At 68.7% G+C, this 13,327-nt stretch carries 13 protein-coding genes; 5 read left to right on the top strand and 8 right to left on the bottom strand.

Annotation, left to right across the window (positions count from 1 at the left end):
• Positions 1 to 10 precede the first annotated feature (10 nt).
• Genes NU688_RS29345 through NU688_RS29320 form a run of 6 tightly spaced genes read right to left on the bottom strand, consistent with a single transcriptional unit; the run spans position 11 to position 5,636 of the window.
• A complete protein-coding gene (locus NU688_RS29345; protein WP_257864356.1) occupies positions 11 to 1,198 on the bottom strand; it encodes an FAD-binding oxidoreductase in 1,188 nt (395 codons plus the stop codon).
• A complete protein-coding gene (locus NU688_RS29340) occupies positions 1,195 to 2,607 on the bottom strand; it encodes an NAD(P)/FAD-dependent oxidoreductase (RefSeq protein WP_257864355.1) in 1,413 nt (470 codons plus the stop codon). The genes NU688_RS29345 and NU688_RS29340 overlap by 4 nt, the downstream gene beginning before the upstream one ends.
• A complete protein-coding gene (locus tag NU688_RS29335) occupies positions 2,604 to 2,909 on the bottom strand; it encodes a (2Fe-2S)-binding protein (protein WP_257864354.1) in 306 nt (101 codons plus the stop codon). Before NU688_RS29335 ends, NU688_RS29340 begins: the two co-directional genes overlap by 4 nt.
• Positions 2,910 to 3,704: an ABC transporter permease gene (locus NU688_RS29330; RefSeq protein ID WP_257864353.1), complete on the bottom strand. Its 795-nt coding sequence runs from the start codon at positions 3,702 to 3,704 to the stop codon at positions 2,910 to 2,912.
• A 4-nt stretch (positions 3,705 to 3,708) separates the two neighbouring features.
• Positions 3,709 to 4,569 carry an ABC transporter permease gene (locus tag NU688_RS29325; protein ID WP_257864352.1) on the bottom strand — a complete coding sequence of 287 codons (861 nt, stop codon included), beginning with the start codon at positions 4,567 to 4,569 and terminating at the stop codon, positions 3,709 to 3,711.
• A complete protein-coding gene (locus NU688_RS29320) occupies positions 4,566 to 5,636 on the bottom strand; it encodes an ABC transporter ATP-binding protein (RefSeq protein WP_257864351.1) in 1,071 nt (356 codons plus the stop codon). The genes NU688_RS29325 and NU688_RS29320 overlap by 4 nt, the downstream gene beginning before the upstream one ends.
• A 206-nt stretch (positions 5,637 to 5,842) precedes the next feature.
• Between NU688_RS29320 and NU688_RS29315 the strand changes: the two genes are divergently transcribed.
• Positions 5,843 to 6,721 carry an IclR family transcriptional regulator gene (locus NU688_RS29315; RefSeq protein WP_257864350.1) on the top strand — a complete coding sequence of 293 codons (879 nt, stop codon included), beginning with the start codon at positions 5,843 to 5,845 and terminating at the stop codon, positions 6,719 to 6,721.
• Here NU688_RS29315 and NU688_RS29310 read toward each other — a convergent pair whose 3' ends face one another.
• Positions 6,722 to 7,222, bottom strand: coding sequence for a hypothetical protein (locus tag NU688_RS29310; RefSeq protein ID WP_257864349.1), 501 nt, complete (start codon positions 7,220 to 7,222; stop codon positions 6,722 to 6,724). It lies immediately after the preceding gene.
• 200 nt (positions 7,223 to 7,422) lie between these two features.
• Here NU688_RS29310 and NU688_RS29305 point away from each other — a divergent pair, with 200 nt between their 5' ends.
• The 4 genes from NU688_RS29305 to NU688_RS29290 all read left to right on the top strand — a co-directional run bounded on the left by NU688_RS29305 (position 7,423) and on the right by NU688_RS29290 (position 13,008).
• On the top strand, positions 7,423 to 8,961 hold the full coding sequence (locus NU688_RS29305; protein WP_257864348.1) for an aldehyde dehydrogenase family protein: 1,539 nt from the start codon (positions 7,423 to 7,425) through the stop codon (positions 8,959 to 8,961).
• A 97-nt stretch (positions 8,962 to 9,058) separates the two neighbouring features.
• Entirely contained in the window at positions 9,059 to 9,967 is a 909-nt protein-coding gene (locus NU688_RS29300) for an amino acid ABC transporter substrate-binding protein (protein ID WP_257864347.1), read from the top strand.
• The gene (locus NU688_RS29295; protein WP_257864346.1) at positions 9,964 to 11,181 is read left to right on the top strand and encodes a pyridoxal phosphate-dependent aminotransferase; all 1,218 of its coding nucleotides are present in this window, start codon (positions 9,964 to 9,966) and stop codon (positions 11,179 to 11,181) included. Before NU688_RS29300 ends, NU688_RS29295 begins: the two co-directional genes overlap by 4 nt.
• 153 nt (positions 11,182 to 11,334) lie before the next feature.
• Complete coding sequence (locus NU688_RS29290; RefSeq protein ID WP_257864345.1) at positions 11,335 to 13,008, top strand: thiamine pyrophosphate-binding protein; 1,674 nt, start codon at positions 11,335 to 11,337, stop codon at positions 13,006 to 13,008.
• A 12-nt stretch (positions 13,009 to 13,020) separates the two neighbouring features.
• Here NU688_RS29290 and NU688_RS29285 read toward each other — a convergent pair whose 3' ends face one another.
• Positions 13,021 to 13,323, bottom strand: coding sequence for a hypothetical protein (locus NU688_RS29285; protein ID WP_257864344.1), 303 nt, complete (start codon positions 13,321 to 13,323; stop codon positions 13,021 to 13,023).
• Positions 13,324 to 13,327: the final 4 nt, after the last annotated feature.

Genomic DNA, 13,327 nt, shown 5'->3' with positions numbered 1-13,327 from the left:
TGGTTGCCTTTCAGGGAAGGGTGGGGACGGAAGTGGGGGAGGAGTGGGTCTGTTCTTCATCCGCGGCTTCCCCTTCTTCATCGGGGAAGGAGCGGTCGACCGCGAATGCGTCGATCGGCGTGCTGCTGTGGCCATCGCGCACCAGCTCGGCCAGCACTTCGCCGGCGGCCGGGCCGATCTGGAAGCCCGCGCCCGAGAAGCCGAAGCCGTGGAACAGGCCCGGCGTGGTGCGGCTGGGGCCGAGCACCGGCTGGCGGTCGGGCATGTTGCCCTCGGTGCCGCTCCAGGTGCGGATGAAGTGCGCATGGCGCAGCGCGGGCAGCAGCTCGATGGCCTGCATCGCGAGCGTGGCGATGGCGTCGCGGTCGACGCGCGCGCGGTCGGCATCGAGCGCATAGCCCCGGCCGCCGCCGAGCACGAGGTTGCCGCGCGCCACCTGCCGGCCGTAGATGCCGCCGCCCTCGACGCCCAGGCTCCAGACCATGAAGTGCGGCAGCGGCTCGGTCACCACCATCACCGGATGGCTCGCACGCAGCGGCACCGCCTCGCCGAACTGGGCGGCGAGCGGGCCGGCCCATGCGCCCGCGCAGTTGAGCAGCACCGGCGCATGCACCTCGAGCACATTGCCCGAGCGCAGCATGAACATCGCGCCGTCGTGCGCCACCTCGTCGACCGGGTGGCGCTCGAAGATCTGCGCGCCCGCGCGTTGCGCCGCAAGCGCGAAGGCGGGCGACACCAGCCGCGGGTTGGCCTGCCCGTCTTCCACGCACAGCGAGCCGCCGACCGCGCGCGGGCCGAGCCAGGGGCAGCGCTCGCGCAGGCGCGCGGCGGAGATCAGCTCCAGCCCGAGGTCGAAGTCCAGGCTCTGCGCGCGGTAGCGCTCGAGCGAGGCCATGTCGGATTCGCTGCGCGCGATCTTGAAGTGGCCCGAACGCAGGTACTCGCCATCGGTGCCGAGCAGCGACGGCAGGCGGCCCCAGATCTGATGCGCGCGTTGTGCGAGCGGCAACTGGCTCATCGGCCGTCCCTGGCGCCGCACGCCGCCGAAGTTCACGCCGCTGGAGCGCGAGCCGCAGAGGTCGCGCTCCAGCAGCGCGACGCCAATGCCCATCTGCCGCAGCGCGAGCGCGGCCGACGAGCCGACGATGCCGCCGCCGACGATGGCCACGTCGGTGCGAAGGGTGCGGATCGAACTCATGCGTCGACTCCTTCGGTCGATGCGTGCGCGGCAAGGTGGATCGGGATCGGCTTGATCGGCGCCTGCCCGCGCAGACGGCCCACCTGCTGCAGCGGCTGACCCGTCGCGTGCGCGAGGATTTCGGCGGCGGCCACGCCGCACATGCGGCCCTGGCAGCGACCCATGCCGATGCGCGACAGGGCTTTGAGTCGATTCATTTCATCGGCGCCGTTGACGCGAACGGTCTCGCGCAGCGTGCCGGCGGTGATGTTCTCGCAGCGGCAGACGACAAGGTCGTCGGGCGCGTTCGCGGCCCAGTCCTGCGGCAGCGGAAAGGCGCGTTCCAGTCCGCGGCGAAAGCCCGTCAATCCTTCAAGCTTGCGTTCGAGTGCCACGGCGCGCGCGGCATCGACGGCCACGCCGCGGTCCGCGAGCAGTGCGAGCGCGGCGCGCTCGCCGGCCCACTCGGCCGCATCGGCGCCCATGATGCCGGCGCCATCGCCCGCGAGGTACACGCCTTCGACGCTGGCGCGGCCCGCCGCATCGCGCACCGGCAGGTGGGCGCGGTGCATCGGCGCGAACTCGAAGCGGCAGCCGAGCAGGTCGGCCAGCTGCGTCTCGGAGCGCAGCGCGTAGCCGAAGCCGACGGCGTCGCAAGCCAGCGTGCGCTCTTCGCGGCCGTCGTGCCAGGTGACGCCGGTGACGCGGCGGGCTTCGTCGTCGCCGATCACGCGCAGCGGGCGCACGCCGCTGTGCAACGGCACGCCGTGCGCGCGCAACCACGCGACGAAGTACACGCCCTTCGCGAACACGGCGGGTTGGCGGAGCATCGCGGGCGTCGCGGCGATCTGGTCGGCGAGCCGCGCGGTGTCGAGCACCGCCGCGACCTTCGCACCGGCCTTCGCGTATTGATACGCCACGAGGTACAGCAGCGGCCCCGTACCCATGAACACCACGCGCTGCCCGATGGCGCAACCTTGGAACTTGAGCGCGACCTGCGCGCCGCCGAGCGTGTAGACGCCGGGCAAGGTCCAGCCCGGCACCGGCAGCACGCGATCGGTCGCGCCCGTCGCGACGATCAGCGTGCCGTGCGGCACACGCGTCGTGGTGCGTGTCGGGTTATGCAGCACGTCGAGCACGTTGCCCTGCGCGTTCCACACGAGGCTGTCGGGGCGGTAGTCGATGCGATCGCGCAGTGCGTCGAAGGCCGCGTGTACCGCGTTCGCGCGCGAGGCCTCGAAGCCGTAGAGCGTGGCCGCCGTGCGCTGCATGAAGTTGGCGGGCGGGCGTCGATAGATCTGTCCGCCGGCCCGCAAAGCCTCGTCGATCACGAGGGGCTTGAGGCCGTGCGCGACCAGCGCCTCCGCCGCGCGCACGCCGGCCGGCCCGGCGCCGACGATCACGGGTTGAAGCCCGGCATTCGTCGTCATGCGCCGCTTCTCCCGGTGACCAGCGCCATGCCCGGCGCGATGAAGGTCGAGCAGGCGCGCAGGCGTTCGCCTTCGGCGGTCGCGATCCAGCAGTCCTGGCAGGCGCCCATCATGCAGAAGCCGGCGCGCGGCATGTCGCTGAATTCGTTGCGGCGGAGTTGGCCGGCCTGCGTGAGCACGGCCGTGAGTACCGTGTCGCCAGCGAGTGCCGACGCGGGCTCTCCGTCGAGCGTGAACGCCACGGCATCGCGGCCGGTCTCGGCCACGCGATGCAGCAGTGCGTGGTGTGCGGTCGATGCCATCTACTTGCGCCCCACCAGCACGCGGTCCAGCCCGTAGAGCCGGTCGAGGATCACCATCGCGATGGCGGTCACCGCCACCATCAGCGCCGAGACCGCCGCCATCAGCGGATCGATCGACTCGGTCGCATACATGTACATGCGCACCGGCAGCGTCACCGTGCTCGGCGAGGTCACGAAGATCGACATCGTCACTTCGTCGAAGCTGTTGATGAAGGCGAGCATCCAGCCGCCCGTCACGCCCGGCAGGATCATCGGCAGCGTGATGCGCCGGAACACCGTCGCCTGGCTCGCGCCCAGCGAGAGTGCCGCCTGCTCCGCGCTGCGGTCGAAGCCCACGAGCGCCGCCACCACGAGGCGCAGCGTGTAGGGCGTGACGATCAGCGCATGCGCCATCACCAGCCAGCCGAAGCTGCCCGTGCCGCCCACCAGCGCGAACAGCCGCAAGAGCGCCACGCCCAGCACCAGGTGCGGAATGATCAGCGGCGAGAGAAACAGCGCATTGAGAAAGTCGCGCCCCGGAAACTCGTAGCGCGTGATCGCCATGCCGGCCGGCACCGCCAGCAGCGTGGCAATCGTGGCCGAGGCCAGCGCGAGCCACAGGCTGTTCCAGAACGACTGCATGAAGTCGGGGTGCGCGAACACCGCGGCAAACCAGCGCAGCGAGAAGCTGGTGGTCGGAATGGTCAGCGTGTTCTCGGGCGTGAACGCGACGATGCACACCACCAGCAGCGGCGCCAGCATGAAGGTGATGACGAGCGCGTTGAACGCGAGGGCGATGGGGCCGTTCTTGCTCATCGCCTCAGCCCAGCGCTTTCTTGTAGCGGCCTTCGACGAGGCGGTTGTAGCTCAGCATCACGATGAGGTTTGCGGCGAGCAGCGTGAGTGCGATGGCTGCGCCCAAGGGCCAGTTGAGTTCGCTCAGGTACTCGTCGTAGACCACCGTCGCGACCATCTTCAGGCGGCGTCCGCCGAGCAACCCCGGAATCGCGAACGAACTCGCCGCGAGGCCGAACACGATCAGGCTGCCCGAAAGAATGCCGGGCATCACCTGCGGCAGCACGATGCGCCGCAGCGTGGTGAACTGCGAGGCCTTGAGCGAGAGCGCCGCGTTCTCCACACCCGCATCCAGCTTCTGCAGCGAGGTCCATACCGGGATCACCATGAACGGCAGCATCACGTGGACCAGCGCGACGATCACCGCGATCTCGGTGTAGAGCATCTTCACCGGCCCGATGCCCACGAGGCCCAGCAGCGAATTCACCGCGCCCTCGGGCCCGAGCAGCATGCTCCAGCCGAAGGCGCGCACCACCACCGACACCAGCAGCGGCGCGAGCACCACCAGCAGCAGGATCGAGCGCCACGGGTTGCGCATGCGGCTGAGCACATAGGCTTCGGGCGCGCCGATGACCACGCAGATCAGCGTGACCAGCGCCGAGATCCAGAAGGTGCGCCAGAAGATGCCGTGGTAGTAAGAGTCGGTGAACACATGCGCGTAGTGCGCCAGCGTGAACTCGCCCGCCTTCGGCCCGGTGGCCGGGTCGTACACGTTGAACGACAGCACCGCGGTGAGCAGCAGCGGCACCAGCAGCAGCGCGGTGAAGAGCAGCAGCGCCGGCCCCGAGAGCCACCACGGCGCGGCCTTGTTTCGGATGCCGCTCATGCCGCGACCGCCTCCTCGGCCGGCAAGAGCCGCGTGCAGTGCGCGGGCCAGTCGATGCCGACGGCGTTGCCCTCGTCCAGCGCATCGCGGCCGTCGTTGGGGCTCAGCACCATCAGGTCGCCCGCGGGCGTGGCGATGCGGTAGAGCCACTGGCTGCCGAGGAAGAAGCGCTCCTGCACCGTGCCGTCGAGCCGGCCGCGGCCGGCAGTGACCAGCTGGAGTTTTTCGGGCCGCACGCTCATCAGCACCGCGGCGCCGGCCTTGAAGCCGTCTTCGTCCACCTGCACCGCCAGGGGGCCGACCTCGACGCTGCAGCTGCCGGTGCTGCAGGTCGTCACGCGCCCGTTCAGCAGGTTGGCCTTGCCCACGAAGGTGGAGATGAAGCGCGTGCTCGGGTGCTCGTACACGCGGTGCGGATGGTCGATCTGCGTGGCGCAGCCGCCTTCCATCACCACCACGCGGTCGCTGATCGACATGGCCTCGCTCTGGTCGTGCGTGACCATCACCGTGGTGGTGCCGACCTTGCGCTGGATCTGGCGCAGCTCGAACTGCATCTCCTCGCGCAGCTTGGCGTCCAGGTTGGAGAGCGGTTCATCGAGCAGAAGCACCGGCGGCTCGATCACCAGCGCGCGGGCCAGCGCCACGCGCTGCCGCTGGCCGCCCGAGAGCTCGCGCGGGTAGCGCGTGGCGTGCGGCTCCAGGTGCACCAGCGCCAGCGCCTGCTTCACGCGTTCGGCGCGCTCGGCCTTGGGCATCTTGCGCATCTCCAGGCCAAAGCTCACGTTGTCGGCCACCGTCATGTGCGGAAAGAGCGCGTAGCTCTGGAACACGATCCCGAGGCCCCGCGTGTTGGCCTTGGCGTTCGTGATGTCCTTGCCCGCGAGTTCGATGCGGCCGCTGGAGACCGCCTCGAAGCCCGCAATCATCTGCAGCGTCGTCGTCTTGCCGCAGCCCGAGGGGCCGAGCAGCGAGACGAACTCGCCCTTTTCGACCGTGAGGTTCATGGCCGACACCGCGCGGGTGCTGCCGTAGAACTTGGTCACGTCGGTAAGCCGTAGGAATGACATGGAAGCGCCTTTTCTGTGGGGCAAAAAGATGGCGTGCGACACCTTGGTGTAGGCCATGGACCGCTGAGTACTTTCAATTCACTCTATTGCAACGATTGCGCCAGAACGCCTCGGGTATTCCATTAATCAGAATCTTTCTCTGATTTATTCCGTTCATCGGAATATCAATCCTAAAATCGCTTCAGAGAATTCCACAGGAGCAAGGTATGGAAACCCCTTCGGAGGCAACTTCGGCGTCGCCCGCGTCCAGCAGCGGCGTGCCGCGCGTCTTTTCGGTGATCCGCGCGCTCGGCGCGGTGCAGGCCGAAGGCGGCCGCGTGACCCAGATCGCACGGTCCGTGGGCCTGACGCAAGCCACCACGCACCGTTTGCTGCAGGCGCTGATGGCCGAGGGCATGGTCGAGCAGGACGAGCGCACCAAGCTCTACCGCCTGGGAATCGATTTCTTCGCGCTCGCGGCGAGCGCGGGCAACCCCGGTGACCTGCGCTCGATCTGCCGGCCGGTGCTGCTGCGGCTGTGCGCGAGCCTGGGGGACAGCATCTTCTTGTTGGCGCGCAGCGGCTTCGACGCCATCTGCCTGGACCGCAGCGAGGGGCCGTTTCCGATCCGCTCGTTCACCGGCGACATCGGCGGGCGCATCGCGCTGGGCGTGGGGCAGGGGGCGCTCGCGATCCTGGCCTTCTTGCCGGAAGCGGAGCGGGAAGAAGTGATCCGTTTCAACCTCTCACGGGTGCGCGAGTACGGCGTGTACGACGAGGTCTATCTGCGCACCGAGATCGAGCGCGTGCGCCAGCAGGGCTACGCAGGGCGCAACACCGGGCTGCTCGAAGGCATGGCGGGCGTGGCGGTGCCGATCCTCGACCGCGAAGGGCGCGCGGTGGCGGCGCTGAGCGTGGGCACGATTGCGGACCGGCTCAATGCGGACCGCATGCCGACGGTGGTGGAACTGCTCAAGCGGGAAGCGGCCGCCATCGGGCCGAAGATCAACCCGTTCGATGCGACCTTGCGGCGGCCAGCCCAGAGCCTGGCGGGTTCGCCGGCGGGGCAGAAGATCTCGCTGCCCGAGGCGCCCGGCCCGGCCTGATCACTTCAGCTTGCGGTCTTCGCTCTTGGCCTCTGCCATGGCCTCGGGCTCCAGCTCCTCGGCGTAGCGGTTCAGGCGAATGAAGATCCCCCAGCCCGCCATCAGCAGGCCGACGGCGCCGAGCATCGCGGCGGCGTGCAGCATCAGCTCGGGCGCCTCGCGCGCCTTGAAGGTCGCGACCAGCCCTTCGACCGCGACAGCGACCACGATCACCACCATGAAGCGCGAGAGGAACCGGCGCACGCGGGTCGGCGCGCCGATGTGGGCATCGCGGACCACTTCTTCCTCGAGCACGGTCTGCGAAATCTGCAGCGCTACGACGCCGGCTGCGAGCAGGCCCACGGCTTCGATGATCGCTTCGGCGGCCGGAAGATCGAGGCCCTGCATCACGGCGCCCCAGCCGGCGCGCGCGGCGATCACGACCAGCACGATCGAGGCGATGGCGAACGCGAGCGCCATCAGCGCATGGATCGCGGCGTAGAGGGCGTGGATGACTTTCATGGCGCGGATATTCGACGCCGCCCGACGGCCCGCGCGTAGGCGTGCAGCCCGTTGCGCAGGGAGCGGACGCCGAGTTCATTCCGCAAACGCATCAAGTCCTTCCTTTTTTTCACTAGGCAAGCGCGCGGGATTCGCAGATATTGGCCGCATTTCCCCGGCCTCCTGTTGTCTTTCTTCTCCCTCCTTCCCGGAGCGCGCCCATGTCTGAAGCCCAAGCCACCCTCTCTGTCCCCACCGAAGTCGAACAACTGCTGCAGCGCCTGGGCGTGCCCCGCACCGCCTACACCGGCGGCGAATTGACGGTGCGTTCGCCGGTCAGCGGCGAGGTGATCGCAGAGGTGCCGCAGACCACGGCGGTGGAAGCCACCGGCGCCATCGGCCGCGCGCACGAGGCCTTCAAGGCCTGGCGCAACGTGCCGGCGCCGCGCCGTGGCGAGCTGGTGCGTTTGCTGGGCGAAGAGCTGCGCGCCGCCAAGCGCGACCTGGGCCGCCTCGTCACGCTGGAGGCCGGCAAGATCCCGTCCGAAGGCGCGGGCGAGGTGCAGGAAATGATCGACATCTGCGACTTCGCGGTCGGCCTCTCGCGCCAGCTCTACGGCCTCACGCTGGCCACCGAGCGCGCCGAGCACCGGATGATGGAAACCTGGCATCCGCTGGGCGTGTGCGGCGTGATCTCGGCCTTCAACTTCCCGGTGGCCGTGTGGTCGTGGAATGCGGCACTCGCGCTGGTGTGCGGCGATTCGGTGGTGTGGAAGCCGTCCGAGAAAACGCCGCTGACCGCGCTCGCCGTGCATGCCATCGCCGAACGCGCCATCGCCCGCTTCGGCGATGCGCCCGAAGGCCTGCTTGGTTTGCTGCTGGGCCAGCGCGACATCGGCGAAGTGCTGGTGGACGACCACCGCGTGCCGATCCTCTCGGCCACCGGCTCCACCGCGATGGGCCGGCAGGTCGGGCCGAAGCTCGCTGCGCGTTTCGCCCGCGCGATCCTCGAACTGGGCGGCAACAACGCCGCCATCGTCACGCCTTCGGCCGACCTGAACCTCACGCTGCGCGGCATCGCGTTCTCGGCCATGGGCACGGCCGGGCAGCGTTGCACGACGCTGCGGCGCCTCTTCGTGCACGACAGCGTGTACGACCAGCTGGTGCCCAAGCTCGCGAAGGTCTACGGCAATGTGCAGGTGGGCGATCCGCGCGAGGCCGGCACGCTGGTCGGCCCGCTGATCGACCGCGCGGCCTTCGACGGCATGCAGAAGGCGCTGGGCGAAAGCCATGAAGCGGGCGCGAAGGTGCATGGCGGGCAGCGCGTCGAGGGCATCGGCACGAAGGACGCTTACTACGTGCGTCCCGCGCTGGTCGAGCTGAAAGAGCACACCGGCCCGGTGCTGCGCGAGACCTTCGCGCCGATCCTCTACGTGGTGCGCTACAGCGACCTCGACCAAGCCATCGAATGGCACAACGCAGTGGGCGCCGGCCTGTCGTCGTCGATCTTCACGCTCAACGTGCGCGAGGCCGAGCGCTTCATGTCCAGCGCGGGTTCGGACTGCGGCATCGCCAACGTCAACATCGGCCCGAGCGGTGCCGAAATCGGCGGCGCCTTCGGTGGCGAGAAGGAAACCGGCGGCGGGCGCGAAGCCGGCTCGGACAGCTGGAAGGCGTACATGCGCCGCGCGACCAACACCATCAATTACTCGACGGCATTGCCTTTGGCTCAAGGCGTGACCTTCGACATCGGCGACTGATCGACCTCGGACCGTTGTTCCTGCCGCGCAGCACCTCGCTGCAGCGGCAGGGCGGCGGCCGCGCGTACCCAAGAAAAACTACCAGGAGACAGAGAAGATGAAGAAGCAACTGAAGAAGACCCTTGCTACCGCAGCGCTGCTCGCGCTCGTCTTCGGCAGCGCCTCCGCGCAGCAGGCTCCCACGGGTGGCACGCTCGACAAGATCAAGGCGAGCGGCAAGGTCGTGCTCGGCGTGCGCGAAGCCTCACCGCCGATGGCCTACATGCTGGGCGCGGGCGAGAAGTACGTGGGCTACCACGTCGAGCTCTGCGAGCGCGTGCTGAAAGACATCACGCCCAACGCCAAGCTCGAATACATGGCCGTGACCGCGCAGAACACGATTCCGCTGGTGCAGAACGGCACGCTCGACATCGGCTGCGGCCCCACCACCAACAACACCGCGCGCCAGCAGCAGGTGGCCTTCGCGCTCACCACGTATGTGAGCGAAGTGCGCATGGCCACCAAGGTCGATTCGGGCATCACCACGCTCGACCAGCTCGCGGGCCGCAACGTGTCGGCCTCGACAGGCACCACCGCCGTGCAGCTGCTGCGCAAGCGCGAGCGCGCGCAGAACGTCTCGTACAACACGATGCTCGGCAAGGACCACCTGGAGAGCTTCTTGTTGATGGAGTCGGGCCGCGCCGATGCCTTCGTACTAGACGACAACCTGCTCGCCGGGATCATCGCGAACTCGAAGAGCCCGGCGTCGTACCGCATCGTGGGCGACGCGCTGGGCTCCGAGCCGATCGCGCTCCTGTTCCGCAAGGACGACCCGGCCTTCAAGACCGCAGTGGACGAGTCGCTGCGCAAGCTCATGAAGAGCGGCGAGCTCGAGAAGATCTACACCAAGTGGTTCGTGGCCGCGATTCCGCCGAAGAACACCAGCCTCAACCTGCCGATGAGCCCTGCGCTCAAGCAGTTGCTGCTCGAACCCAACGACAAGCCACTGGAAGCCTACGCGAAGTGACAGACGCAGCCGTGTTCTCGCCGGCGCAACGTGTGCGCGCCATCAACGTCTCGGAGATCCTGCGCATCACCGACCACGCGCAGGCGCTCAAGCGCGCCGGCCGCCCGGTGATCGTGCTGGGGGCGGGCGAGCCCGACTTCGACACGCCCGAGAACATCCGGCATGCGGCCTCGCAGGCCATTGCACGCGGCGACACGCGCTACACGGTGCTCGACGGCAGCCCGGCGATGAAGGCGGCCGTGCAGCTGAAGTTCAAGCGCGACAACGCGCTCGATTTCGCGCTCGACGAGATCAGCGTGAGCGCGGGCGCCAAGCAAGTCATCTTCAACGCGCTGATGGCGAGCCTGAACCCGGGCGACGAGGTGATCCTGCCTGCGCCGTACTGGACGTCTTACGCGGACATCGTGCAGATCTGCGGCGGCGTGCCGGTGTCGGCGGCGTGCGGCGAGGAGAACGGCTTTCGCCTGACAGCGGCGCAGTTGCAGGCGGCGATCACGCCGCGCACGCGCTGGCTGTTTTTGAACTCGCCGTCGAACCCGAGCGGCGCGGCCTACAGCGCGGCGCAACTCAAGCCGATCACCGACGTGCTGCTCGATCACCCGGGTGTCTGGGTGCTGGCGGACGACATCTATGAACACATCCTCTACGACGGCCTCGCCTTCGCAACGCCGGTGGCCGTCGAGCCGCGGCTGCGCGAACGCACGCTCACGGTGAATGGCGTGTCGAAGGCCTATGCGATGACCGGCTGGCGTGTGGGCTACGGCGCCGGGCCGCGCGCGCTGATCGCGGCGATGGCGGTGGTGCAGAGCCAATCGACCTCGTGCCCGTCGTCGGTGAGCCAAGCGGCCGCCATCGAGGCGCTCACCGGGCCGCAGGGCATCGTGGCCGAGCGCTGTGCATCTTTTCAACAGCGCCGCGACTTCGTTGTGGCCGCGCTCAACCGCACGCCAGGCCTGCACTGCCGCGTGCCCGAGGGCGCCTTCTACACATTCGCAAGTTGCGCCGGCGCGCTCGGCAAGCGCACCGCCGGCGGCGCGCTGCTGCAGACCGACAGCGACTTCTGCCGCTACCTGCTGCAGGACTTCGACGTGGCGGTGGTGCCGGGCAGCGTGTTCGGGCTCGCACCGTATTTCCGCATCTCGTATGCGACGTCGATGGCGCAGCTCGAAGAGGCGTGCGCGCGGATTTCTGCAGCATGTGCGGCACTCTCATGAATTTCTCCCTCCCCCGCTGGGGGAGGGTTGGGGTGGGGGCACGCGGCGTCTCCATTGCCGCCGGCCTTTTCAGCGCCGCTTGCCCCCATCCCAGCCTTCCCCCAGAGGGGAAGGAGCCAAGACCAATATCCACAGTCATCCTTCGGAGCGCACATGACTTCCTCCCGCACCGGCGGCCAGATCCTGGTCGACCAGCTCATCACCCACGGCGTGCAGCAGCTCTTTTGCGTGCCTGGCGAAAGCTTCCTGGCCGTGCTCGACGCATTGCACGATGCATCGATCGACGTGACGGTGTGCCGGCAAGAAGGCGGCGCGACGATGATGGCCGAGGCGCAGGGCAAGCTCACCGGCAAGCCCGGCATCTGCTTCGTCACGCGCGGCCCCGGTGCCACCAACGCGGCGGCGGGCGTGCACATCGCGCACCAGGACTCGACGCCGCTCTTGCTGTTCGTCGGCCAGGTCGCGCGCGACGCGATGGGCCGCGAGGCCTTCCAGGAACTGGACTACGGCGCGGTCTTCGGCACGATGGCCAAGTGGGTGGTGCAGATCGACGATCCGGCGCGCGTGCCCGAACTCGTGTCGCGCGCCTTCCATGTCGCGACCTCGGGCCGGCCCGGCCCGGTGGTGATCGCGCTGCCGGAAGACATGCTGACCGAAGCCGCCGTGGTGGCCGATGCGCTGCCCTACGCAGTCACCGAAACCCATCCCGGCGCGGCGCAACTGGCCGAGCTGCAGCAACGGCTGTCGCAGGCGCAGCGGCCCGTCGTCATCCTGGGCGGCAGCCGCTGGTCCGAAGCTGCGACTCGGCAGTTCGCGCAATTCGCCGAGGCGTATTCACTGCCCGTGTACTGCTCGTTCCGCCGCCAGATGCTGATGTCCGCCGAGCACCCTTGCTATGCGGGCGACCTGGGGCTCGGCGCGAACCCGCGCATGCTGGCGCGCATCCGCGATGCGGACCTCGTGCTGCTGGTGGGCGGGCGTCTGTCGGAAGTGCCTTCGCAGGGCTACGAGCTGTTCGCGATTCCGCAGCCGAAGCAGGCGCTGGTGCATGTGCACGCCGATGCCGACGAGCTCGGCAAGCTCTACCGCCCGGCGCAGGGCATCCACGCCACGCCGCAGGCTTTTGCCGAAGCGGTGTCCACGCTGCGCCCGGCGTCACCGTCCGCCTGGCAGGCCGAGACGAAGACCGCGCGCGAAGAGTTCCTCCGCTGGAGCGACCCGGCCCCCATTCGCATTCCGGGCCCGCTGCAGATGGGTGAGGTCATGCAGCACCTGCGCGAGGTGCTGCCGGCCGACACCATCTTCTGCAACGGCGCGGGCAACTTCGCGACCTGGGTGCATCGCTTCTGGCCGTTCCGCGCGTTCGCGAGCCAGCTCGCGCCGACCAGCGGCTCGATGGGCTACGGCCTGCCGGCGGGCGTCGGTGCCAAGCGCCTGTGGCCCGAACGCGAGGTGGTCGTGTTCGCAGGCGACGGCGATTTCATGATGCATGGCCAGGAGTTCGCCACCGCCGTGCAGTACGGCCTGCCGATCCTCGTGGTGCTGCTGGACAACGGCATGTACGGCACGATCCGCATGCACCAGGAAAAGCATTACCCCGGCCGCATCAGCGCCACGCAGTTGAAGAACCCGGACTTCCGTGGTTATGCCGAGGTGTTCGGCGGGCACGGCGAACGCGTGACCACGACGGAAGAGTTCGGCCCCGCACTCGCGCGAGCGCGTGCCAGTGGCAAGCCGGCGATCCTGCATTGCCTGCTGGACCCCGAGGCGATCACGCCCGCGAGCACGCTGCAGTCGATCCGCAAGGCTGCGTTGGCAGCGGGCTGAAGCGTTGCCCGATCAGCGCAACCCACCCACATAGCGAGGCGGCGGCGTAGGCGGCGTCCCATCCGGCTGTCGCGCCGCCAGCCGCGCGGCGCGAGCAACAGGCTCCATCGCCTGCTCGAGCCGCGTAGCCAGCTGGTCGAGTTCCTCGTCCTTCGTCTCCGCCGCATGCGCACGCGTCATGCGCACGATCTCGGCGGCGTACTCGGCATTGGTGGCCATCCATTCGGTGTCGGTCACGCGCCCGTGCTTTCGCCGCAGTGCCACGTGAAGACGGGCTGCAAGCGCAATGCGTTCGCTTTCGGACATGGATGGCATGGTG

Source organism: Variovorax sp. ZS18.2.2 (assembly GCF_024701975.1).
Classification (GTDB): Bacteria; Pseudomonadota; Gammaproteobacteria; order Burkholderiales; family Burkholderiaceae_C; genus Variovorax.
The sequence above is the reverse complement of the archived record's forward strand: the minus strand, read 5'-3'. Positions and strand labels throughout refer to the sequence as shown.

Coding starts and splice junctions, on each gene's coding strand:
- NU688_RS29335 (WP_257864354.1), bottom strand. CDS start 2,909: ATGGCATCGACCGCACACCACGCACTGCTGCATCGCGTGGCCGAGACC.
- NU688_RS29325 (WP_257864352.1), bottom strand. CDS start 4,569: ATGAGCGGCATCCGAAACAAGGCCGCGCCGTGGTGGCTCTCGGGGCCG.
- NU688_RS29345 (WP_257864356.1), bottom strand. CDS start 1,198: ATGAGTTCGATCCGCACCCTTCGCACCGACGTGGCCATCGTCGGCGGC.
- NU688_RS29330 (WP_257864353.1), bottom strand. CDS start 3,704: ATGAGCAAGAACGGCCCCATCGCCCTCGCGTTCAACGCGCTCGTCATC.
- NU688_RS29310 (WP_257864349.1), bottom strand. CDS start 7,222: ATGAAAGTCATCCACGCCCTCTACGCCGCGATCCATGCGCTGATGGCG.
- NU688_RS29285 (WP_257864344.1), bottom strand. CDS start 13,323: ATGCCATCCATGTCCGAAAGCGAACGCATTGCGCTTGCAGCCCGTCTT.
- NU688_RS29340 (WP_257864355.1), bottom strand. CDS start 2,607: ATGACGACGAATGCCGGGCTTCAACCCGTGATCGTCGGCGCCGGGCCG.
- NU688_RS29305 (WP_257864348.1), top strand. CDS start 7,423: ATGTCTGAAGCCCAAGCCACCCTCTCTGTCCCCACCGAAGTCGAACAA.
- NU688_RS29300 (WP_257864347.1), top strand. CDS start 9,059: ATGAAGAAGCAACTGAAGAAGACCCTTGCTACCGCAGCGCTGCTCGCG.
- NU688_RS29315 (WP_257864350.1), top strand. CDS start 5,843: ATGGAAACCCCTTCGGAGGCAACTTCGGCGTCGCCCGCGTCCAGCAGC.
- NU688_RS29290 (WP_257864345.1), top strand. CDS start 11,335: ATGACTTCCTCCCGCACCGGCGGCCAGATCCTGGTCGACCAGCTCATC.
- NU688_RS29320 (WP_257864351.1), bottom strand. CDS start 5,636: ATGTCATTCCTACGGCTTACCGACGTGACCAAGTTCTACGGCAGCACC.